This window comes from Nonomuraea typhae, from assembly GCF_009760925.1.
Classification (GTDB): domain Bacteria; phylum Actinomycetota; class Actinomycetes; order Streptosporangiales; family Streptosporangiaceae; genus Nonomuraea; species Nonomuraea typhae.
On sequence record NZ_VRLV01000002.1, the window covers coordinates 467,143 to 487,850 of the forward strand.

The 20,708-nt window shown below is 73.5% G+C and carries 23 protein-coding genes; 10 read left to right on the top strand and 13 right to left on the bottom strand.

The window, feature by feature from the left end; genetic code table 11:
- Positions 1-2 precede the first annotated feature (2 nt).
- From FVE25_RS08620 to FVE25_RS08635, 4 genes are all read left to right on the top strand, one after another.
- Positions 3-449, top strand: coding sequence for a hypothetical protein (locus FVE25_RS08620; protein WP_246266803.1), 447 nt, complete (start codon positions 3-5; stop codon positions 447-449).
- Between the two features lie 67 nt (positions 450-516).
- Positions 517-903: a hypothetical protein gene (locus FVE25_RS08625; RefSeq protein ID WP_157245897.1), complete on the top strand. Its 387-nt coding sequence runs from the start codon at positions 517-519 to the stop codon at positions 901-903.
- A 54-nt stretch (positions 904-957) separates the two neighbouring features.
- A complete protein-coding gene (locus FVE25_RS08630; protein WP_246266804.1) occupies positions 958-1,470 on the top strand; it encodes a sigma-70 family RNA polymerase sigma factor in 513 nt (170 codons plus the stop codon).
- Positions 1,467-3,437, top strand: a complete 1,971-nt coding sequence (locus FVE25_RS08635) for a hypothetical protein (RefSeq protein ID WP_157245898.1) — start codon at positions 1,467-1,469, stop codon at positions 3,435-3,437. Before FVE25_RS08630 ends, FVE25_RS08635 begins: the two co-directional genes overlap by 4 nt.
- On the opposite strand, the gene FVE25_RS08640 is transcribed toward FVE25_RS08635, so the two are convergent.
- Genes FVE25_RS08640 through FVE25_RS08660 form a run of 5 tightly spaced genes read right to left on the bottom strand, consistent with a single transcriptional unit; the run spans position 3,430 to position 9,203 of the window.
- Positions 3,430-4,998 (bottom strand): ABC transporter permease, encoded by a 1,569-nt coding sequence (locus FVE25_RS08640; RefSeq protein ID WP_157245899.1) that lies wholly within the window; start codon positions 4,996-4,998, stop codon positions 3,430-3,432. The two genes, FVE25_RS08635 and FVE25_RS08640, sit on opposite strands and share 8 nt — an antisense overlap.
- Entirely contained in the window at positions 4,995-5,885 is an 891-nt protein-coding gene (locus tag FVE25_RS08645; RefSeq protein WP_157245900.1) for an ABC transporter ATP-binding protein, read from the bottom strand. Before FVE25_RS08645 ends, FVE25_RS08640 begins: the two co-directional genes overlap by 4 nt.
- Positions 5,882-6,508, bottom strand: coding sequence for a TetR/AcrR family transcriptional regulator (locus FVE25_RS08650; RefSeq protein WP_157245901.1), 627 nt, complete (start codon positions 6,506-6,508; stop codon positions 5,882-5,884). Before FVE25_RS08650 ends, FVE25_RS08645 begins: the two co-directional genes overlap by 4 nt.
- 53 nt (positions 6,509-6,561) lie before the next feature.
- Positions 6,562-8,049, bottom strand: a complete 1,488-nt coding sequence (locus FVE25_RS08655) for a carboxyl transferase domain-containing protein (RefSeq protein ID WP_157245902.1) — start codon at positions 8,047-8,049, stop codon at positions 6,562-6,564.
- A complete protein-coding gene (locus tag FVE25_RS08660; RefSeq protein WP_157245903.1) occupies positions 8,046-9,203 on the bottom strand; it encodes a CaiB/BaiF CoA transferase family protein in 1,158 nt (385 codons plus the stop codon). The genes FVE25_RS08655 and FVE25_RS08660 overlap by 4 nt, the downstream gene beginning before the upstream one ends.
- Before the next feature lie 76 nt (positions 9,204-9,279).
- On the opposite strand from FVE25_RS08660, the gene FVE25_RS08665 reads away from it, so the two are divergent.
- Positions 9,280-9,810 (top strand): uridine kinase family protein, encoded by a 531-nt coding sequence (locus FVE25_RS08665; RefSeq protein ID WP_157245904.1) that lies wholly within the window; start codon positions 9,280-9,282, stop codon positions 9,808-9,810.
- A gap of 16 nt (positions 9,811-9,826) precedes the next feature.
- Here the strand turns inward: FVE25_RS08665 and FVE25_RS08670 are convergent, their stop codons facing one another.
- From FVE25_RS08670 to FVE25_RS53745, 7 genes are all read right to left on the bottom strand, one after another.
- Positions 9,827-11,428 carry a DUF4407 domain-containing protein gene (locus FVE25_RS08670; RefSeq protein WP_157245905.1) on the bottom strand — a complete coding sequence of 534 codons (1,602 nt, stop codon included), beginning with the start codon at positions 11,426-11,428 and terminating at the stop codon, positions 9,827-9,829.
- On the bottom strand, positions 11,425-12,246 hold the full coding sequence (locus FVE25_RS08675; RefSeq protein ID WP_157245906.1) for a hypothetical protein: 822 nt from the start codon (positions 12,244-12,246) through the stop codon (positions 11,425-11,427). The genes FVE25_RS08670 and FVE25_RS08675 overlap by 4 nt, the downstream gene beginning before the upstream one ends.
- An 83-nt stretch (positions 12,247-12,329) precedes the next feature.
- Positions 12,330-13,007 (bottom strand): histidine phosphatase family protein, encoded by a 678-nt coding sequence (locus tag FVE25_RS08680; RefSeq protein WP_157245907.1) that lies wholly within the window; start codon positions 13,005-13,007, stop codon positions 12,330-12,332.
- A 65-nt stretch (positions 13,008-13,072) separates the two neighbouring features.
- Complete coding sequence (locus FVE25_RS08685; protein WP_157245908.1) at positions 13,073-14,236, bottom strand: DegT/DnrJ/EryC1/StrS family aminotransferase; 1,164 nt, start codon at positions 14,234-14,236, stop codon at positions 13,073-13,075.
- On the bottom strand, positions 14,233-15,030 hold the full coding sequence (locus tag FVE25_RS08690; protein WP_246266806.1) for an amidohydrolase family protein: 798 nt from the start codon (positions 15,028-15,030) through the stop codon (positions 14,233-14,235). Before FVE25_RS08690 ends, FVE25_RS08685 begins: the two co-directional genes overlap by 4 nt.
- The gene (locus FVE25_RS08695) at positions 15,027-15,695 is read right to left on the bottom strand and encodes an amidohydrolase family protein (protein WP_157245909.1); all 669 of its coding nucleotides are present in this window, start codon (positions 15,693-15,695) and stop codon (positions 15,027-15,029) included. Before FVE25_RS08695 ends, FVE25_RS08690 begins: the two co-directional genes overlap by 4 nt.
- A gap of 59 nt (positions 15,696-15,754) precedes the next feature.
- Positions 15,755-16,444 (bottom strand): hypothetical protein, encoded by a 690-nt coding sequence (locus tag FVE25_RS53745; protein ID WP_181019505.1) that lies wholly within the window; start codon positions 16,442-16,444, stop codon positions 15,755-15,757.
- 94 nt (positions 16,445-16,538) lie between these two features.
- Between FVE25_RS53745 and FVE25_RS08705 the strand changes: the two genes are divergently transcribed.
- The 5 genes from FVE25_RS08705 to FVE25_RS08725 all read left to right on the top strand — a co-directional run bounded on the left by FVE25_RS08705 (position 16,539) and on the right by FVE25_RS08725 (position 19,819).
- Positions 16,539-17,360, top strand: a complete 822-nt coding sequence (locus FVE25_RS08705; RefSeq protein WP_181019506.1) for an amidohydrolase family protein — start codon at positions 16,539-16,541, stop codon at positions 17,358-17,360.
- A complete protein-coding gene (locus FVE25_RS08710; protein WP_157245910.1) occupies positions 17,357-18,079 on the top strand; it encodes an amidohydrolase family protein in 723 nt (240 codons plus the stop codon). Before FVE25_RS08705 ends, FVE25_RS08710 begins: the two co-directional genes overlap by 4 nt.
- A 208-nt stretch (positions 18,080-18,287) precedes the next feature.
- Positions 18,288-18,731, top strand: coding sequence for a hypothetical protein (locus tag FVE25_RS08715; RefSeq protein ID WP_157245911.1), 444 nt, complete (start codon positions 18,288-18,290; stop codon positions 18,729-18,731).
- A gap of 62 nt (positions 18,732-18,793) precedes the next feature.
- Positions 18,794-19,420 (top strand): hypothetical protein, encoded by a 627-nt coding sequence (locus FVE25_RS08720; RefSeq protein WP_157245912.1) that lies wholly within the window; start codon positions 18,794-18,796, stop codon positions 19,418-19,420.
- A 75-nt stretch (positions 19,421-19,495) separates the two neighbouring features.
- The gene (locus FVE25_RS08725) at positions 19,496-19,819 is read left to right on the top strand and encodes a recombinase family protein (RefSeq protein ID WP_157245913.1); all 324 of its coding nucleotides are present in this window, start codon (positions 19,496-19,498) and stop codon (positions 19,817-19,819) included.
- On the opposite strand, the gene FVE25_RS08730 is transcribed toward FVE25_RS08725, so the two are convergent.
- Entirely contained in the window at positions 19,809-20,690 is an 882-nt protein-coding gene (locus FVE25_RS08730; protein WP_157245914.1) for a dihydrodipicolinate synthase family protein, read from the bottom strand. The two genes, FVE25_RS08725 and FVE25_RS08730, sit on opposite strands and share 11 nt — an antisense overlap.
- Positions 20,691-20,708 lie beyond the last annotated feature (18 nt).

The following is a 20,708-nucleotide window of genomic DNA, read 5'->3' on the forward strand; positions in this document are numbered from 1 at the left end:
TCGTGAGCAGAACGCAAATGCAGAAGGTGATCCCGCCGCGTCTGCTCGTGCCCTACCTCTCGGGCAAACGCACGGTCATCTCCGGCTATGTTTACCGCGTGCAGGACTGCGCGCGGCTGACCACTCCCCGTCAGCTCTACTTCGGGCTCGACCTGTCCTTCGAGGGGTCGGAGCTGACGGCCGAGGTGCCCGAGCTGTATGTCATGCGCTGGTACGCCCGCGACGTCGACACCTACGCCGTGCCGTACGGGCCGCACATGGGCGGTGACTGGAGCGACACGCCGCCCTTCGCCGGCAACGGTTTCACCACCTCGCGCGAGCACGTGGTGCCGCAGTTCCACACGATGCCGATGCCGATCCCCGCCGGCGCCGAGATCGCGCACGTCACCGGGGAGCACGATCGCCCGTTCGCCGTCTACGACGGGCTCACCTGGCGGCCGGCGTCATGAGCGAGCGAAGCGAGCGACCCATCAGACACAGCGTCTCCACGCTCATGCGTGCTCCGAAGGAGTGCGCATGAGCGTGCCCATCACCTCCGGTTTCGTCGCCCGCTTCGAGGAGCGCACCTTCCCCGCCGCCCTCGGGCCCGACAGCGACGAGGTCGTGCTGTTCTCCGAGGAGGAGCTGCCCGGGTTCGCCGCCTCCTCCGGCTACTGGCGGCGCACGGTCAAGCGGGCCGACGTCGAGTGGCTGGTGCTCGTGCGCACGGTGGCCGCCTTCGGCGGCGAGCCCTGCATCGTGCTCGACGAGGACGAGGACGGCCTGCACATCGCCTATACCGGCCACAGCGGCATGAAGGCCGAGGCCCTGGGCTATTGGATGGTCGACCACGGCGCCTACGAAGTGGTCGTGCCCCGCGAAGAGGTGTTCTCCATCCGCGTGGAGCGCCTGCCGGTCCCCTGATGAATTCTCCCGCGGCCCGCGTCAACCACCGCGGCACTCGCGGGTCTTAGGGACGTGATCCGACAACCATCCTCGGTCGCGCCGCCGCGGGAGGCGCCGCCGTCGTTCGCCGAGCTGTTCGCGGCGCAGTACCAGCCCCTGGTACGGCTGGCCGGGCTGCTCGGCGCCGACGACCCCGAGGACATCGCCCAGGAGGCGTTCTCCCGCCTGCACGCCCGGCGGCTGCGTGACGACCGGGCCGCCGTGGCCTACCTGCGCGCCATCGTCTGCAACCTGACCCGCAACCGGCTGCGCCACCTGCGCCTGGTACGGCTGCGCCGCCCCGACCCGCCCGAGCCCGCGCGCAGCGGCGAGCAGGCGGTCCTCATCGCGGAGGAGCACCGCGAGCTGCTGGCCGCCCTGGACGGGCTGCCGCGCCGCCAGCGTGAGGCGCTGGTGCTGCGCTACTGGCTGGACCTTTCCGAACGCGAGATCGCCGCGGCCATGGGCGTCTCGACCGGCTCGGTGAAAACCCATGCGAGCCGCGGCCTGGCCGCGCTCGCCAAGGCTTTGAAGGAGGACGTGTGACCCCCCTGGAAGAGCGGCTGAAGTCCGCACTGGACGCTCGCGCCGAGACCTTCGAGGCGAGCCAGACCGCCTGGCTGGAGGTCCGCCGGCGCACCCCGCTGCCGCCGCGGCGGGCCCGCTGGCTGCTGGCCGCCGTCCCCGTCGTCATGATCGCGCTGTTCGTTCCCGTCCTGCTCAACGGGGGCCTGGGCAGGAACTCGGCGAACGATCCCGACACCGTCTACCGGCAGCTGATGGCGGAGCTGACCCCGCTCGGTGACCCGGTGGAGCTGAGCGAGCCGGTCGAGGCCAGGCTGTGGTTCGCCAAGGGCAGGATGGGCAACCCCGTCTTCTGCATGCTGGCCCGGCGCGGGCAGGAACCCTACGGCTCGTGCGGCGGTGTCAGCGCCCTCGGGGAGGGCACCGCCGAGGGTTCGCTGTCGGCCGAGGACGCGGCGACGGTCCTCGACTTCGGCCTGGTCGTGCCGGAGGCCACCCAGGTCAGGGCGGTGACCGGCGACGGCAGGCGGATCCCGGGAGCGATCCACCGGGTCGCGGGGGCGCCGGTGAGCATCTGGACCGTGAGCTTCCCGGCCGCCGAGCAGGTCGCCAAGGTGGAGTTCGTGGACGCCGGGCAGAGGGTGCTGGGCGAGATGCCGCGGGAGATGCGGAGCTCGCGCCGGGAGGCCAAGCCGGCCGGCCCGCCGTACGAGCTGCCGGGGGCGCTGACGCTGCGGCCGTATCTGGTGCCGAACGAGACCCAGCCGGGCGCGACCGATCTGACCGTGATCTGGGAGCGCGGCGGCAGGGAGGTCAGCAGCCTGTCGCTCAAGGCGCGGGATCTGTGGACGGGCGGGGGCGAGGAGTATCCGGTTCACCTGCAGGTCGAGGACGGGGTGGTGTTCGGGGCGGCCCGCCCCGACGTCGTCCGGATCGAGGTGAGCGTGGGCGGGAAGACGCTGACGCTGACCCCGCGGCCGGACCCGTGGCAGCTGAACGTGGGAGTCTTCGCCCAGCCCGCCGATGTCACCGCCGAGGCGGGCTCCCTCGACATCACCGCCTTCGACAGCCGCGGTGCCGAGGTCTGGCGCAGCGAGCCGGAGCAACCCGAGGCGCGGCCCTCCGGCAAACGGATCGGCGCCCTGGCCTCCGTGCCCGGCACGGAGGACTTCGCCCTGGGCCCCGTCCAGGTCTGGTACGAGAAGGGCCACGAAGGAGTGGAGCTGTGCTCCTCCGGCGGCGTCAGACCGGACGGCAGCCAGGCAGGGGGCTGCTCGAGCGCCGAGACCGACCGCAACACCTTCCAGCGGCACGGGACCGTCAGCTACCTGCCCGAACCCGGTGCCGAGCTGAGCTACGGCGTGCTGCCCGGCGAGGCCGAGGCCGTGAGCGCGGTCACCGCCGACGGCACCCGCCTGCCCGCCGCGATCGTCCCGGTCAAGGGCGGCCCCGCGCCGGTGTGGGCGGTCCGCTACCCCAGGGGCACCAAGATCGCCGCGTTCGCCTTCCGGGAGAAGGGCCGCGAGCTGGAGCGCATCGTGATGATGGACCGCAGCTGCTGGAAGGCCGACCGGCCGGAGGGCGCCGGCCAGGCCCTGCCCGGCGGCGTGTCGGCGCACATCTCCGCCCCGTCCTGCCTGCACTTCTGGAAGGACGGCAAGGCGCAGCCGGGCTCCTTCGACCGCCTCCCCGGCACGACCCTGCGGCACGTGATCGGCAAGGAGCGGCCCGTCCAGTGGAGTGAGGCCAAGGGCGTGTGGTACGGCTTCGCGCTGGCGGGCACCGCCCGGGTGGAGGGCGTCTCCAGGACCGGGCGGGTCTCCGCGCGGACCGTCCCCGACCCGTGGGGGCACGGCGTGGTGCTGTTCGCCGCGCCGACCCCGGAGGAGGTCACCAAGAAGGGCCTGAACTGGCCCGACCTGTCGTTGACCGGATACGCCGCCGACGGCAGCGTGCTGTGGGAGTGGAAGGACGCCGGGCTCAGCTAGAGGGCACCAGGTCGCGGCGGCGCAGGAACGCCAGCCCCGCCGCGGCCAGGCCCACGGCCAGAACGGTCAGCCCGAGCAGGGCCCCCGCCGGGTCGCCCCCGCCCAGCAGCAGCGCGGGCACGTGCACGAACGGCGACAGCTCCAGGACGAACCCGCTTGCCAGCTTGAACTCCGCCACCAGGTCCACGACCAGGATCAGCCCCAGCACGCTCCAGCTGACCGCGCCCGCCAGCCGCGGCAGCGCCCCGGACAGCAGCACCGCCACGCCGACCACGGTCCAGACCGCGGGCAGGTAGGCGAGCGTGGCGCCGGCCACCCGCAGCGCGTCGCCGTCGTAGGTGAGCCCGGCCATGGCGCCGAGCACCGCCAGCAGCAGGACCGGTCCTGCGGCGGCGTAGAACAGGTGGCCGAGCGCCCAGCGCAGCCTGCCGACCGGCCCCGACAGCAGCAGCTCGGCCCGTCCGGCCGCCTCCTCGGCGCGGGCGCGCAGCGCCGACACCAGCGCGGCCCCCGCCACGAGCTGGCTCAGCACGTAGGTGACGAAGCTGAAGAAGACGTCGGAGGCGCGCGCCCCTTCGCCGCCGATCGTCTCGGCGAGCCGGCGGAAGGCCGGGGCGCCGAGCTGGGCGTCCAGGCCGCCGGCGGCGCTGCCGAGCACGGCGCCGAGCAGGCCGAAACCGATCGCGAACCCGGCCAGCGAGCCCCGGTGCAGCCGTCCGGCCAGGGCGAACGAGCCGCTCAGCGTGCCCTCGGCCGGGCCGGGGCGGGCCGGCAGCAGGCCGCCCGCCAGGTCGCGCCGGGCGGAGAGCACGTACGCCGCCGCCGACAGCGCCGCGGTGAACGCCACCGGCAGGGCCAGCACCCACCAGTGGTCACCGGCGTAGGGCCGGGTCAGGCGGACCCAGCCGAACGGCGACAGCCACCCCAGCCACGCGATGCCGCCGGCGTCGGCCAGCGAACGCACCGCGAACAGGGCGCCGCCGGTCGCGACGGCGAGGCCGCGAGCCGTACCGGAACCGGCGGTGAGCTGGGCGGCGACGGCGGCCACGGCCGCGAGGGCCCAGCCCGCGGCGGCGGTGGACAGGCCGAAGAGCAGCGACGAGCCGGCGGCCAGGCCGTCGGCGACCAGGCCGGGCACGCCGAGCAGGCCGAGCAGCAGGTTGGCGGCCAGCACCACGGCGAGGGCGGCGGTCAGCGGCGCGTGCCGGCCGATGACGCCGGAGGCCAGCAGCTCGCGCCGGCCGGTCTCCTCCTCCACGCGGGTGTGGCGGACGACGAGCAGGATGCTGATCAGGCCGCCGATGAGCGCGGTGGAGGAGCCGAGCGTCCAGGCGGTCAGGCCGCCGACGCCCGGGTCGTAGATGACGCCGCGCATGGCCAGCTGGGCGGGGTTGCTCATGGAGGCGGCGGCGAACACCTCGCGGCCGGCCTGGTCGGTGTACAGGCGCGCGGTACTGGCGGCGATGCTCGGCGGGAGGGCGGCGCCGATGACGATCCAGAGCGGCAGCAGGAGGCGGTCGCGGCGCAGGATGAGCCGGATCAGCGTCCACGTGCCGGTCATCGCGCGGCCCCCTCGTAGTGGCGCAGGAACAGCTCCTCCAGCGTGGGCGGCTGGGTGGTGATCGTGCGCACGCCGGCCCCGGCCAGCTCGCCGAGGACGGCGGTGAGCGCGTCGGCGTCCACCTGGCAGCGCATCCGCTCGCCGTCCAGGGTGAGGTCGTGCACGCCGGGCAGCCGCGCCAGGCCGGCGGCGGGGCCGATCAGCTCGGCGCTCACGGAGGTGCGGGTGAGGTGCCGCAGGTCGGCCAGGCTGCCCGACTCGACGGTACGGCCGGCCCTGATGATGCTCACGCGGTCGCAGAGCGTCTCGACCTCCGAAAGGATGTGGCTGGAGAGCAGGACGGTGCGGCCCTGGCGCTTCTCGTGCAGGACGCACTCGTTGAAGACGGCTTCCATGAGCGGGTCGAGGCCGGAGGTGGGCTCGTCCAGGATGAGCAGCTCGGTGTCGGAGGCGAAGGCGGCCACGAGCGCGACCTTCTGCCGGTTGCCCTTGGAATAGGTGCGGCAGCGCTTGCGCGGGTCGAGTTCGAAGCGGTCGAGCAGGTCCTTCTTGCGCCGGGGGTCGAGGCCGCCGCGCACCCGGCCGAGCAGGTCGACGACCTCGCCGCCGGTCAGCGACGGCCACAGGGTGACGTCGCCGGGCACGTAGGCCAGGCGGCGGTGCAGCTCGGTGGCGTCCTGCCACGGGTCGCCGCCGAGCAGCGACGCCTCGCCGCCGTCGGCGCGCATCTGGCCGAGCAGGACGCGGATGGCGGTGGTCTTGCCCGCGCCGTTGGGACCGAGGAAGCCGTGCACCTCGCCCGTCTTGACGCTGAGGTTCAGCCCGTCCAGGGCCCTTGCCCGGCCGAAGGTCTTGACCAGGCCCTTGGTGTGCACTGCGGTGCTCATTGGCGTTCCTCGAGCTTCTCGATGCCCGTCCGCGCCTGCTCGAAGAGCTCGCGGCCGAGGAATTCCGGTTTGATGAGGTCGAGCTGGGCCTTGCCGGCGCGCAGGGCGCCGTCGGCGGTGAACAGGCCGGTGCCGAGCGCGCGGGAGACGTGCTCGTGCAGCACGGTGATGCCGAGCTTCATGGCCGTCAGCACGGTGGCGCGGGCGCGGTGGTCGGCCTGCGGGTCGTCGCTCCTGGTCAGGTGCTCCTCGGTGACGCTGACGAGCTCGTCGAACATGGCCGCGGCGCCGGGCGAGCCGTCGACGAGCGCGCGGCCGAGGTACTGCATGAGCGGGGGCGCGGTGCGGTGGACGTTCTCGATGAAGTCGGGGTCCTCCAGGTTGTGCTCGGTGACCCCGGCCTGCACCTGGGCGCGGATGTAGGACAGGACATACTCGTCGCAGGCGGCCCGCAGGTCGTCCTTGGACCCGAAGTGGTGCTGGACCAGGCCGGGTGAGACCCCGGCCGCCTCGGCGATGCCGCGGATCGTGGTGGCCCTGACGCCTTGACGGGCGAACAGGGCCATGGCGACGTCCCTGATGCGGGCGCGGGCCGTCAGATCCTCGTCAGAAACTGGTCGCATGTCCACCATGCTATACACATGTATTGGCGACCATACAGATGTTCAGTAGTATTTTACAGTCGGCGATAGCGTGCGCTCCTGGCCTCCTTGCGCTCCTGCGGGCTCAGCCGCAACACACTCGCGATCTCGTACTCCAGTGCCCGCCCCACCCGCTCGGCGAAGGCCCGCGGCTCGTAGGCGGCGTCCGGCATCTCGGGCACCACCCGGTCCACGATGCCGTTCCTGCGCAGGTCGGTGGCGCGCACGCCCTGCGCCTGGGCGATCTCCGGGGCGAAGTCCACGCTGCGATACAGGATCGCCGAGGCGCCCTCGGGCGGCAGCGGCGACAACCACGCGTGCTGCGCGGCCAGCACCCGGTCGGCCGGCAGCAGCGCCAGCGCCGCCCCGCCCGCGCCCTCGCCCATCAGCAGGCAGACGGTCGGCGCCTCCAACGCGACCAGGTCGGCCAGGCAGCGAGCGATCTCCCCCGCCAGCCCGCCCTCCTCCGCCGCCTTGGACAACGCCGCGCCCGCCGTGTCGATGACCGTGACCAGCGGCAGCCCCAGCTCCGCGGCCAGCCGCATGCCGCGCCTGGCCACCCGCAGCCCCGCGGGCCCCAGCGGCGCCCCGACCCGCTGGCGGCGCCGGTCCTGGCCCAGCACCACGGCCGGCGCCGCCCCGAACTTGGCCAGCGCCAGGATCAGCCCCGGCTCGTTCTCGCCCTCGCCGCTGCCGTTGAGCGGCGTCACCTCGGCGGCGGCCAGCTTCAGCAGGGTCCGCACGCCCGGCCGGTCGTCGCGGCGCGAGCGCGTGATCGCCTCCCACGCCTCCACCGGGCGCAGGTCCTCCTCCGGCGGCTCCCCCGGCTCCAGCTCCGCGGTCGGGGCGCACAACACGTTCAGCGCCCGGATCGCGATCGAGCGCGCCGCCTCCGCCGAGACGACCGCGTCGACCAGCCCGTGCTTGTAGAGGTTCTCCGACACCTGCACGCCCTCGGGAAACGGGTAGCCGTGCAGCGACTCGAACACCCTCGGCCCGAGAAACCCGATCAGCGCCCCCGGCTGGGCCGCGGTCACGTGCCCGAGCGAGCCCCAGGACGCCAGCACCCCGCCCGTCGTCGGATGCCGCAGATACACCAGGTACGGCAGGCCGGCCGCCCGGTGCGCCTGCACCGCCTGGGTGACCTTCACCATCTGCACGAAGGCCAGCGCGCCCTCCTGCATCCTGGTGCCGCCGGAGGCCGGGGCGGCCAGCAGCGGCAGCCTCTCGGCGGTGGCCCGCTCGACGGCCGCGGTGATCCGCTCGGCCGCCGCCACCCCGATCGACCCGGCCAGGAAGGTGAACTCGCTGGCCACCACCGCCACGCGGCGCCCTTCCAGCAGGCCCTCGCCGGTCACCACCGACTCGTCGTAGCCCGACTTGGCCCGGGCGGCGGCCAGTTCGTCGGCGTAGGAGGAGTCGCGGCGCGCCGGGTCGAGCGGCGGCGCGTCCCACGATCGCCACGAGCCCTCGTCCAGGACCGCGTGGATCAGCGCCCGTGCGTCGGGGCGGCTGTCGGTCATCGCTCGCGCTCCTCCAGCCAGGCCAGGACCGCCGCGCCGTCCTGGCCCAGCGCGGGCGGGGCCGTGTGCTCGGCCGGCGGCAGGCCGTCGAAGCGCAGGGCCGGGCCGGGCAGCTCGATGCGGCCCAGGACCGGGTGCTCGACCGTGACGACGAGTCCCTGCGAGCGAGTCTGCTCCCATCCGTAGACCTCGTCGAGCGAGCGGATCGCCCCGGCCGGGACGCCCAGCTCGCCGAGCTTGGCCAGCCAGTGGGCGCGGGTGTGGGTGGCCAGGGTCTTCTCCATGTCGTCGATGAGGTCGCCGCGATGCTGGAAGCGGTCGGGGTTAGTGCGATATTTCGGGATTTCTGGGTCTATGCCGAGGAGGGTGGCGACTTTTCGCCATTGGACGTCGTTTGCGACGGCGATCTGGAGCAGGCCGTCACCGCAGCGGAACGCCCCGTAAGGGGCGATGGACACGTGATGGTTGCCGTTGGCCCTGGGGACCTGGCCGGCGACCGTGTAGGCGGTGCCGTGGTAGGAGTGCACGCCGGTCACGGCGGCCAGCAGCGAGGTGCGCACGACCCTGCCCACGCCCGTGCGCTCGCGCTCGAACAACGCCGCGGCCACGCCGTACGCGCCGTGGATGCCCGCGAGCAGGTCGGCGATGGAGGCCCCGACCCGGTAGGGCTCCTCGGGGCTGGGCCCGGTCAGCGACATGAGGCCCGCCTCGCCCTGGGCGATCTGGTCGTACCCCGGCCGCGCGCCCTCCGGGCCGTCGTGGCCGAAGCCCGTGATGGACAGCACCACCAGCCGCGGGTTCAGCTCGTGCAGCCGCTGCGCGGGGAATCCGAGCCGGTCCAGCACCCCGGTGCGGAAGTTCTCGATGAGGACGTCGCTCTGCCGTACCAGCCGCTCCGTGAGCTCCTTGCCCTCCGTGCTCTTGAGGTCGATGGCGATGGAGAGCTTGTTGCGATTTGCCGCCAGGAAATACGTGGATATGTCGGCATCTGGCCCGACGAATGGCGGCCCCCAGCCCCGCGACTCGTCACCCCCGTCAGGATGCTCCACCTTGATCACCTTGGCGCCCAGGTCACCGAGCATCTGCGCCGCGTGCGGACCTGCGAGGGCCCTGGACAGATCGAGCACGACGATGTCGCCGAGAGGTCCGAGCAAGATCAACCTCCAACACGGGGAAAGTCAATATTCTCAGCTTGCCAGGTACGTTCTGTCGCCCCCTACCCTCGACAGGGTGCAAAGCCTCGCCCGGCGCATCCGCGCCCTGCCGCCCTCCTGCGGCCCCGTCCGCCTGATCGCGGTCGACGGCCCCGCCGGCGCGGGCAAGACCACCTTCGCCGACCGGCTCGGCGCCGCCCTGGACGCGCAGGTGATCCACAGCGACGACTTCCCCGTGCCCTGGTCGGAGGGGCCGGGCGCCTGGTTCCACGCCCTGCGCTCCCAGGTGCTCGACCCCCTCGCCGGCGGCCGCCCCGGCCGCTTCCGCCGCTACGACTGGGTGACGGCCCGCTACGGCGCCCCGGTGGACGTCCCCGCCGCCCCCGTCGTCGTGATCGAGGGCGTCGGTACGGCCCGCCGCGACGCCGACCACCTCCTGGCCTTCCGGGTCTGGCTGGAGGCCGCCTGGGAAACCCGCTGGGAACGCGTCCTGACCAGGGACGGCGCCGCCCTGGAACCCGAATGGCGCACCTGGTTCACGGCCGAGGAGCAGTGGTTCGCCGAGGACGCCACCCGCTCCCGCGCCGACCTCGTCATCACCACCTGAGCACGCCGCACCGGCGCTACAGCCGCGCCGCCAGATCCGCGCGCAGGCGATCCAGGTCCACCTCGTGGCGGGCCCGCGACCGGCGATCGGCCCGCGACAACGTGCGCAGTTCCTCGTCGGCGGCCAGCATGTTCCGGCGCAGCTCCACCTCGTTCGCCCGCTCCTGCATACGGCGGCGCACCTCCAGCCGCCGCGTCACCAGCTCGTCATAGGTCGTCGTCGGCGACAGGAACTTCACCAGCGCCGGCATCACGTCGATCACGATGAAGAAGAGCGTGACCAGCCAGATCGCGACGAACAGCATCCCACTCCGGTCCTTCAGCACGCCCAGCGCCTCCAGGCGTTCCAGCAGGCCGATGTGTCCCTGCTGGGCGCGGCGTTCCGCCACCTTCTGCTGGATCTTGGCGGACAGGTCCCTGGCGTAGGTGGTGCTGGAGGCGCCCAGGTCGGTGTTCAGGCGGGTGAGGCGGTCGTTGAGGGAGGCGAGCGTGGCCGTGTTCGCGGCGAGCTTGCTGTCCTCGGCGAACGCGTCGGCCTCGGCGCGATTGCGGGCGCAGTTGGGGCCCTCGCCGGCCCGGCCGGTCAGGCCCGCGCCACCGGTGCCGTTGCACTCGCGGCGGGCCAGATCCTGGCGGCGGGCCAACTCCGCGCGGTCGGCGGCGACCTTCCCGGTGAGCTCGTCGTGCTGGCGTTTGAGCTGGTCGCGCTCGGCCAGGCGTTCGGTGGGCGCTCCTGCCAGCGACAACGTCAGCGCCTTGGCCGCACAGCCGGCCGGTGCGGCCGGGATGCCGCCCGAGGCGTCAGGGGCCGGGTTGCATCGTTTCAACGCGTCCTCGTAGGCGAGGTTGGCGGTGGAGCGGGTCAGTTTCACCTGCTCCTGAACGGCCGAGTCGAAGACGGCCAGCACCACCGGCTCCGCGATGATCACACCGAGGAGGGTCGCGACGATCAGCCGGGGAAGCATGATCGTGAGTTTCTTCGTCCAGCCCATCACCCCGTGCCCGCCGGCCACCAGCCACCGGTCGAAGTTCCCGATCAGGATCGCCCACAACACCGCGAGCGGCACCGCCACCAGCAGGGTCCACCCGCCGCCGAACACCATGACCAGCGCGGCCAGCATCGACACGAACGCCACCGCCGCCGTCCCCAGCACCACACCGCCGAGGCCCGTGTACCGGGGCCGCTCCTCGGGCACCCGGTCCAGCAGCCCCTCGTCCACCCCGGCCAGCACCCGCACCCACCGCGCCACCTCCCACCGCCTGCCCCTGGACATGCCCCGGACGCCTTCGGGATGCGGCGCGCCCAGCTCCGAACCTGGCCCGCCGGACTCAGATCGCGGCCGGCCGAACTCCGGATCCGGCCGGCCGAACTCGGGCCGTGGCTGCTCCACGGTGTCGCCCACCCTGAACGCGCGGTAGTCGGCGGTCTCCTCCCCGCCTCCCTCGGGCGCGAACGCGCGATACCGGTCGGTCGGGGCATCCGGGTGGTACGGCAGGGCGGGGTCCGCCCCGACACCCTCGTGGTGGCGCTCGTCCCGGTCCGCCTGGCTGCCGGTGTGGTGATGCTCGTCCCGGTCCGCCCGGCTGCCGGTGTGGTGGTGCTCGTCCCCGTTGGTCACGCAGCCTGCTCCCCGTCGGTGCTCTCGTCCTTGCGGCGCCCGAACCGGTCCGTCCGGCACCGTTCCTCTTCCCGCTCCCGCCCGGCCTCCCGCTCCGGTCCGGATTCCCGCTCAGGCGCGGCCTCCCGCGCCCGGTCGCGCTCCCCGCGCAGGTACGCCACCAGTTCGCCGGGCTCGATGCCGCCCTGGAGGTGACCGGCCAGCATCGCGACCAGCGGATCCCCGTCCACCTCCCTGGCCAGGGCGACCGCGTCCGCCCAGGTGCGCCGCCGGCTCTCCTGGCCGGCTGCCTCGTGCCGCCAGCGCGGCCGTTCCTCCGCCTCGCCCTCCCGCGCCCGCCGTACCGTGGTCGCGATCACCGACATGCCGGCCGCCTCGAACGGCACGAGCGCCAGATGAGCTTTGACCAGCGCCGCGGGGGCGTCGCCGCCCAGAGGCAGGTGGTCGAGGTGGGCGAGCAGGTGCGGGCCGATCTCGGTCAGCCCGTCGCGGACCACGGCCACGGGGTCGTGGACCGTGCAGGCGAACGTCACCACCACCCGCTCCTCGCCCGCCCCCGGCAGTTCGACCGTCACCTGCGCGTCCCTGCTCAGGTCCACGACGCTGACGGCGCCGGCCCCGGCGGGCGGGCGGCCACCGCGGCCGCGGGCGTGGACGTGCCGGTCGCCGATCGTGTAGATCAGCGCCTCGTGGGCGTGCGGCGCGAGCCTGTCGGCGCCGTCCCCGCGCGCGCCTGTCCGGAGCCTCCGGAGCAGCCCGCCCAGGCGGCCGCGCGGGGTCAGGCGCCGCTGCTCCACGATCGGATATGACCTCTTCATGCTCACCACAAATGCCAGAGCATATGTCACCTTTTGATAACCAACGCCCCTTTTGAGGTAGCCGCGGGAGATGGGGAAGGTGGTCACGCCAGGTGCGTGACGTCGTTGAACGCCTGCACCTCCATCCGCCCGTCCACCGCACGCCACGTGGACAGCGAAGCATTGAGAATCGGCGTGAACCGGTGGATCTCCGCCAGCGCCGCGTCCGGAGTCCCCGCGAACACGTGCCGCAGGAGCAGCACCACCGCGTCGTGCGCCACGATCAGCACGCGCCGCCCGTCGGCCGCCTCCCTCAGATCGGCGAGGAAGGCGCGCAGCCGTACCACGACGTCGCCGAAGGACTCACCGCCGGCCGGCCGGTAGGAGTACTCCCCCGCGGCCAGGAACCGGGTCACCTCCTCGGGGAACCGCTCGACGACGGCCGCCCGGTTGTAGCGGGCCAGCGCGCCCATCTCCCGGTCGCGCAGCCGATCGTCCACCGTGAGCGGCAGCCCCGCGACGCCCCACGCCCGCTGCGCCACCGCCCAGGTCTCGCGCGCCCGCGGGTACGGCGAGCACCACACGACCTCCGGCGCGTCGGCGGCGGCGAGTCCGGCCAGCGTCCTGCCCACCGCCGCCGCCTGCCGTCTGCCCAGGTCGGTCAGCGCGACCTCGTGGTCACCCCGGTCGTACACCAGCGGCCGGCCCCCGGACAGCTCGTGGGCCAGGTTGGCCTCGCTCTGCCCGTGGCGCACCGCGATGATCCGCGTTGGTCCGCTCATGAGCCCATGCTGCCACGGGTCCCGGTTGTCGCCTCGACCCGCCCTTTACAAAGTAGATCTGGGTGTCATGAAGGGAGCACCTTGGCCAGGGCCGCGACGAGGTCCGCGGCGCCGGCGGGGTCGTCCATGAGCATCGACTGGCGCATCCAGACCACCTCGCGCGAGGCGGCCTCGGTGGCCGGGCAGGGTTCGGCCCTGGCACCGGCCTCGGTCAGCGCGGACATGGCGCCCAGCGGCGGGTAGCCGCCGTCCAGCGGCACCCCCTCGGCGGCCATCGCGGCCAGGAAGAACTCCCGGTCGAACGGCACGCCCACGCGCAGCATCAGCAGGTGCCGCGAGTCGCGCGTCGTGCCCGGCGGCTGCGGGACCACGCTCACCGGGCGGCCCGGGATCGCGGCCAGCCCCCGCTCCACCTCGGCCGCGAACGCCTCCCGGCGCGCGACCTCCGCCTCCAGCCGGTCCAGCCACGGCAGCAGCAGCGCCGCCTGGATCTCGGTCAGGCGCAGGTTCCAGCCGACGGACGGGTGACCGTACCACTGACCGCCGAGCTTGCGGCCGAGGTTGCACACCGACCAGATCGCCTCGTAGTCCGCCTCCTCGCGGCAGACGACCAGCCCGCCCTCCCCCGCGGTCATCGCCTTGCTGGCCTGGAAGCTGTACACGCCGGCGTCGCCGAGACCGCCGACCGGACGGCCCCGGTACGTGGCGCCGTGCGCCTGGGCCGCGTCCTCGACCACCTTCAGGTCGTGCCGGGCGGCCACCGCGTTGAGCGCGTCCATGTCCGCCGGGCTCCCGGCCAGGTGCACGGGCATGATCGCGGCCGTCCGCCCGGTGATCGCCGCCTCCACCGCGCCGGCCGCCAGGTGCAGGTCGCCGGGGTCCACGTCGGCGATCACGGGTACGGCTCCCGCCAGCAGCACCGAGGTGGCCGAGGCGACGAAGGTGTAGGCGGGCACGATGACCTCGTCGCCCGCCTCTACGCCCAGCCCGCGCAGCGCGGCGAACAGGCCCAGGGTGGCGTTGCCGACGGCCACGCCGTACCCGGTTCCGGAGCGGCGGGCGAACGCGGCGGTCAGGTCGGCGACGGCGCTGCCGCCCTGCGTGGCGCCCCAGAGGCCGCTGTCGAGGACAGCGGTGACGAGCTTGCGCTGGGCGTCGTCCAGCGGAGGCGGCCAGGCGGGCCACGGCGTGGCGCGGACCGGGGTGCCGCCGTGGAGGGCGAGGGTCATGCGAGGCGTCCTTTCAGCACGCGGGCGAGGTTGCCGCCCTGGACGAGGGCGCGGTCCGCGTCGGAGAGCGGGGCCAGGGCGACCCGGCCGTAGCCGATCCGCAGGTCGAGGAAGCAGGCGTCGGAGCCGTAGACGACGCGGCCGGCGCCGGCCAGTTCGGCGAGCCTGGCGATCCAGCGGCCGGTCATCTTCGAGCCGCAGATCTCCAGGTAGAGGTTCGGGTGCCCGGCCACGAGGTCGGCGGCACGGGCGAAGCCGTACGGCCAGAGCCCGGCGTGGCCCATGAGCAGCGGGACCGCGGGGTGGCGGGCGGCGACGGCGGCGAACTGCGCGGGGTCGCTCCACGGCGAGTCGGTCTGGCCGTGGGCCAGCACGGGCAGGCCCAGGTCCCAGACCGGGTCGTACCGGCGGTCGTCGAGGCGGCACTGGTGCACGTCCGGGTGGATCTTGACGCCCCAGACGCCTTCCGTGGTCATGGGTGTACGGCGGTGCGGGTTGTAGACCTGCCAGACGCCGATGCGGCCGGGAAAGCGTGCGGCCGCGGCGAAGGCCAGGCGGTTGCCCTCCTCGGCCGAGGGGCCGACGGCGAGCAGGTGGCTGATGCCGATGGCGGTGATGCCGAGGCGGTCCATCAGCTCGACCATGCCCTCGGCGGAGGTGTCCGGGATGAGGAAGTCGGGCCATGGGCCGAGATGGCCGTGCGCGTCGAGAATCGGCGCGGCCGCCCGGGTGCGCGTGGCGGGGGCCAGGGCGGGGGCCGTGGCGGGCTGCCGCTCCTGCGGGTCGCTCGTCACAGCAGGCTCCCTCCCGCGGCGATCAGCTCGACGTCCTTTTCCGGCAGGTCGAGGTGGTCGAGCAGGAACCGCGGCCCGCAGTCGTCGAGCACGGGCGCGCCGGTGCCGAAGACCAGCCGTTCCGCGCCGAAGCGGCCGGCCAGCCACTCGACGCCGCGCTGGGTGTTGACGGTGCCGATCTCCAGCCAGAGGTTCGGGATCTCGGCCATCAGCTCGCCGATCGTGCGCAGCCGGCGGTAGCCGGGGTTGAGCAGCAGGATCTTCTGCTCGGGAACCTGCCTGGCCAGGGCGAACAGCCGGCCGGGCGAGGTCTCCTCGTAGTCGATCGCCACGATGGTCCGCAGGCGGCCCAGCCAGCGCGGCGTGGTGGGGCCGGTCAGCTCGAAGCGGTGCCGGGCCGGGCACAGGCGGACCATGGGCGCCGTCCGGGACGGGACGGGCCCGGCCGAGTCGGGCACCAGGACCGGGACGGGGATCAGCCGCGGGTCGCCGAGGGCGAGCAGGGCCTCGTTCCCGGCGTGGGGGTCGGAGAACAGGCTGAGGGTGTGGGTCACGTAGGCGCGCTGGATGCCCAGCCGGTCCATGTCGGGGAGCGGGTCCTCCGGCAGGTCGTCGAAGGGCACGGGGCCGATGAGCCGGTGGGCGTCCGTGACGAATTTCGGCACAGACCGAAACTAACCCTGCGTGGCCGAGAGGGTCAAGGGCGGGCAGGCCGGGTCGAGGTTCAGGCGGGCCAGGTCGCGCCCGGCCAGTGCCCGGAGCCGGGTTCGAAGTGGAGTTGGTGTACCAATCGTCGCCGAGGCCGGTGGCCAGCTGCTTGAACCGGGGGCGAGCTGGTAGGCGTTGCCGCCGCCGAAGAAGGACGAGGTGAAGACCCGGCCCCGGTGCACGTCAGCTCGCCGTACCCCGAGAGCGTGCCCTGGCGGGTGATGGCGCGGGTGGTGAGGTCGAGGGCGATCCAGGTGCCGGAGTCGCGCTTGTAGACGGCGGAGAGCTGGTTGCCCTGGACCTTGATGTCCTGAAAAGTACGGAAATTGGGGATGGGGTCCGTCTGCCACAGAACGTATTCCGAGACGCGGCCGTCCGGGTACGTGCCCACATACACCTTCCCGCCGGACACCGCCGTCGCCCATCCGCCCTCCGCCTCACCCGCCGCCGGCGCGTCGGGCAGCGTGACGCTCCTGGTCACCCGCCGCGTGCCCAGGTCGATCTCGGCCGGCACCGGCGGCTTCTGCCCGCGGGTGACCGCATAGGCCCGCCCATCGTGTACGGCGGCGCCCACGATCGCCCCGGTCACCGAGGCGGCGCCGAACCGCTCGACCCGCGGGGTGTCGCACGCCACGGCCCCGGCGGGCTGCGGTGAGACGAGAACCGCCGCCGCCAGGGCGACCGCGGCCACAGGGGATCTGCGCATCGCACACGCTCTCTTTCGCGAAGGAGGGGACCCTGTTGCTCAATTTTGGCCCAGTCCGTAATGTTCTGAGCGCGAATAGTCAATGGAGGCGGCAGTGACGGCGTTCGACGCACGCGGGCTGATCGGCGAACTCACGGTGACCCTGGACGTGGACGTGCTGGTCGGCGCCTACGCCGACCGCGACGGGCCGCCCGGCGACCCCGGCTCGGTCCTCGGCACGCTGGCCGGGCACGGCATCCGGGCGGGTGCGGTGGCGTCGCTGCGGGCGGCGTTGTTCGACATGGAGACCGGCAACGACGAGGTGCTCGGGCTCTCCGGAGACCACAGGGCGGTTCCGGCCGGGACCGGCGACCAGACGGTGGCCCCTGCCGGGAGCGGAGACCAGGCGGTGGCCCCTGCCGGAAGCGGAGACGCGAGGGTGGTTCCGGTCGGGACCGTTGACCTGCGCGATCCGCTCGGGGCGGTGCGGGAGATCGAGCGCCTCGTGCCGCTCGGGGTGCGGGCGATCCGGTTGTTCCCCGACGAACAGGGCGTGGAGGCCGGGTTCCCGTCGGTGCGCCACGTGGCCCGCCGGGCGGCCGCGCTCGGGCTGACCGTGCTCACGGGCGGGGACGTGCGCAGGTTCTGGGAGCCGTTCGCCGGGCGGGGAGCCAAGGTCGTCTTCCTGGACACGCACTTCTACCATCTGGGTGACTTCCTCGTCGTGGCCGCCGACGAACCGGGCTTTCACACCTCGACCCGCCTGCTCAACTCCCCCGACGCGCTGGAGACCGTACCGCCCGACCGGCTTCTGTACGGCTCGCGCACCCCGCACTACGAGCCGCTGGTCCCGCTGCTGCGGCTGGCGACCAGCGGCCTGAAGCCGGAGGAGATCGCCGCGGTGGCCGGCGGCAACGCGAGGAGGCTGCTCGGATGATCATCGACGTGCACGCGCACTGGGGCCCGTGGTTCTTCACGATGGACGTGGCCGGGGTCAACCACGCCACGATGGACCGCTACGGCATCGGCCACGCGATCGTGTCGGCCACCGAGGCGGTGATCTACGATCCAGCGACGGGCAACCGGGCGCTGGCGGAATGGCTGGCCGGCACCGACCGCCATTTCGGATATGTCACCATCAACCCCCGCCGCCTCGCCCAGGCCGAAAGGGATCTTCAGGAGTACCTCCCCACCGGCCTCTTCAAAGGCGTCAAGATCCACACCGACTACACCCGATCGCCGGCGGACTCCCCCCAGACCCGCGAAGCCCTCGCCCTCGTCGCCGCGCACGGCGTGCCCGCGCTCGTGCACACCTGGGGCGCCACCGTCCTCGACCTCGCGCGGACCTGCCTGGACATCCCCGGCCTCAGGGTCATCGCCGGGCACATGGGCGCCGACGGCCACCGCTTCGCCATCGAGGCCGCCAACTCCTGCGACCGCCTCTACCTCGAGCCGTGCTGGTCACACGCGCCCGCCCGCCGGATCGCCGAGGTGGCCGCCGCGGTGAACCCCGACCGCCTCCTGTTCGGCACCGACTCCACCCTGATCGACCCGTCCTCCGCCTTCGGCGCCGTCGCCGCCGCCCAGCTCGCCCCGGACGTCGCCGAGAAACTCGCCTGGCGCAACGCCGCCGCCCTCTTCAACCTGCCGGTGTGACAGGTACCAAGCACGTGCCAAGGGAGCCAGCGCATCATCCCCCGCCGCCGTTTCGGGCCCGGCCGCCGTCGCCGCCCCTCTGGGCAGCGGGGAGTTCGTCGGCGACGTCCTCTACCTGGGCTCGCGCGGCCTGTCCCCCAACGTCGTCGGCGCCTGGGACCGGATCACCGTCCACGCCGAGATCCCCACCGGCGTCGGCATCTGGGCGATGTGCAAGCACGGCACCGACGTCTACATCGGCACCCACTCCCGCTCCGACCTCTACAAGCTCGACACGATCACCGGCGCCACCGTCAAGCTCGCCGAATACCCCGACCACTCCATCTGGACCATGGCCGCCGCCCCCGACGGCACGATCTACATGGGCATGTCGGAGCCGGGCCGCGTGGCGAGAAGCGCGACCCGCTCCCCGCCGAGCTCGCCGACCGCGACCGGGTCTCCAGCATGGCGGGCACCTGGCCGGCGGCCTCAACTCCACCGCCGAGCTGGCACCAGCCCCCAGGAGGGCCTCGGCTCGCCCCCGGTGACCTCGACGGCCAAGCTGGCCGCCGGCTGGTTCGGCGGCGGTTCCCGGCTCGCCATCGCCCCTGACAGCCGGGCGTTGTACGGGCTGAAGGGCCGCAACCTGGTCAGCATCGCCATCCGGCCGTAGTTACCGGAAACGTCGCCACGAGGTTGTACCGTCGAAGCAGGCGGATCCCCCCGGAGGTGGGCATGCATCCCTGGCTGCGCGGCGGTACGGCGATGCGCCTGCTGCTCACGGGGATCCTGGGCATCGCCCAGAGATGGCGGCTGCGGCGGGCCCGCGCGCGGATGAAGACGTGGCAACGGCAGATGGAGCACGAGGCTCACCGCATGCGTGAGTCCGTTTACCAGCGCGTTCTCGAGGAAGCGCTGGGCCTGGCGGAGCCGCCCGCCCGCCGGTTGCCCATCGCCGACTCCTATGACCGCCTGGCCAGGCGCCTGGTCAATCTGGCCAGGATCACCGCATACCTCAAGGAGCGCGAGGGGGACGACGACGACTTCGCCCACTGGCTGATCCACCAGGCCAAGGTCGCGCCCCGTGACCTCGACCGGCTCCTGAACGACACCGCCCGCATGCTGCGCCGGCTTCCGGCGAGGCTGTACCACGTCATCGAGCGGGCGGCCGACTGGGTGCAGGTGCACCTGGTGGGGCTCACCCGCACGCTCCTCGGCCAGGGGCGCATCGTGCGGGCCGTGCCGTTCCCCGCCCGCGCGGGAAGGCATCCACCCGGCGCCCTCATCGCGGCCGGACCACATGTGACCAGGGGACCAACTCAGCGGGGGCTCGTCCCGGTCCTGTCGTCCGTCCGCGGGTAGCGTTCGCCGCTCCCCGCCTGCCTGGGGAGATCCTTCCGTGCTCGAGTTTCGTCACCGTCGTTCCCGGCGGCTGCCATGAGCGGCCAGGAGCGCACGGCCCACCCGGTGTCCCGTCCGGAGGGCACACCGCTGCCGCCCATCCGCCCGATTCCCCGTCCCGCCCAGCGCCCCGCGGTGGCGGAGCCCGTCAAGCGGTTGCCGGGCCGCCCGCCGTCGTGTCCCGAGGAGGTGTTGTCCCGTGTGGTTGCGCTGCGCGAGCGGGGCGCCACCTATGCCGGCATCTGCGACGAGCTCAACCGCGACGGCGTCCGCACCCCGGGCGGCGGCCGCAGGTGGTACCCGTCGCACGTCTCCCGCCTGCTGCACACGCGCAACGCCCAGCGCCTGCTCAGGACGTGAGGACGTCCTTGGCGCTCAGCGGCACGTCACCGAGGGCGGGGCCGTACGGGTCGTGCGCGTGCGTGGCCGGGATGCGGCCCTCCTCGGCGGCCAGCCACAGCATGCGCTGCACGTAGCCTTCCATCGGCTCGGTGAAGGTGGCGGCCGCCAGGCGGTCCAGCCGGGCCGAGGCGGCCTCGAACGCGCGCAGGTCCGTGCCCGCGTAGGCGCGCAGCACGTCGGCGGTGACGCCCACGTGCGCGGCGGCCAGGCCGACGAGCGCGGCTTCCGCGCCCCACAGCAGCGAGGGCCCGAACATGCGGTCCTCGCCGGTGACGGCCAGGCGGCCGGCCGCGCGGGCGATGGCGATGCTGCGCTGGCAGGCCATGGCGTCGGACAGCAGCGCCACCTTCAGCGCGGCCACGCCGGGCAGCGCCACGAGCGCGCGCAGCACGTCCGGCGGGCAGGGCAGGCTGTAGAGGTCGAAGGCGATCAGGGGGACCCCGGTCGCCTCCCACGCGGCCTGGTGCTCGGCCACGCGGTCGCCGGTGGACGGGAACGGCATGAGCGCCGCCACCCCCAGCTCGGCCGCCGCCCTGGCCTGCGCGACGCCGGCCGTACCGCCGATGCCGGCCACGACGGGCACGCCGAGCGCGACCGCGCGGGCGATCACGCCCGCGCGCACCTCGTCGCTCAGGTACGGCCCGCGTCCGGTGTGTGCGAGAACCGCCAGCCCGCCCGCGCCGTCGGCGACCAGTCCGGCGAAGTAGGAGGAGACCAGGTCGAGGTCGACCTCGCCGGAGGCGGTCATGGGGGTGGCCGCGGCGGCGACCAGCGTGCCGCGCAGGCGGTCGCGCAGCGCGGCCGCGCGCGGGTCGATTGCCGTGCTCATGCCGCCCCAGCCTAGGCG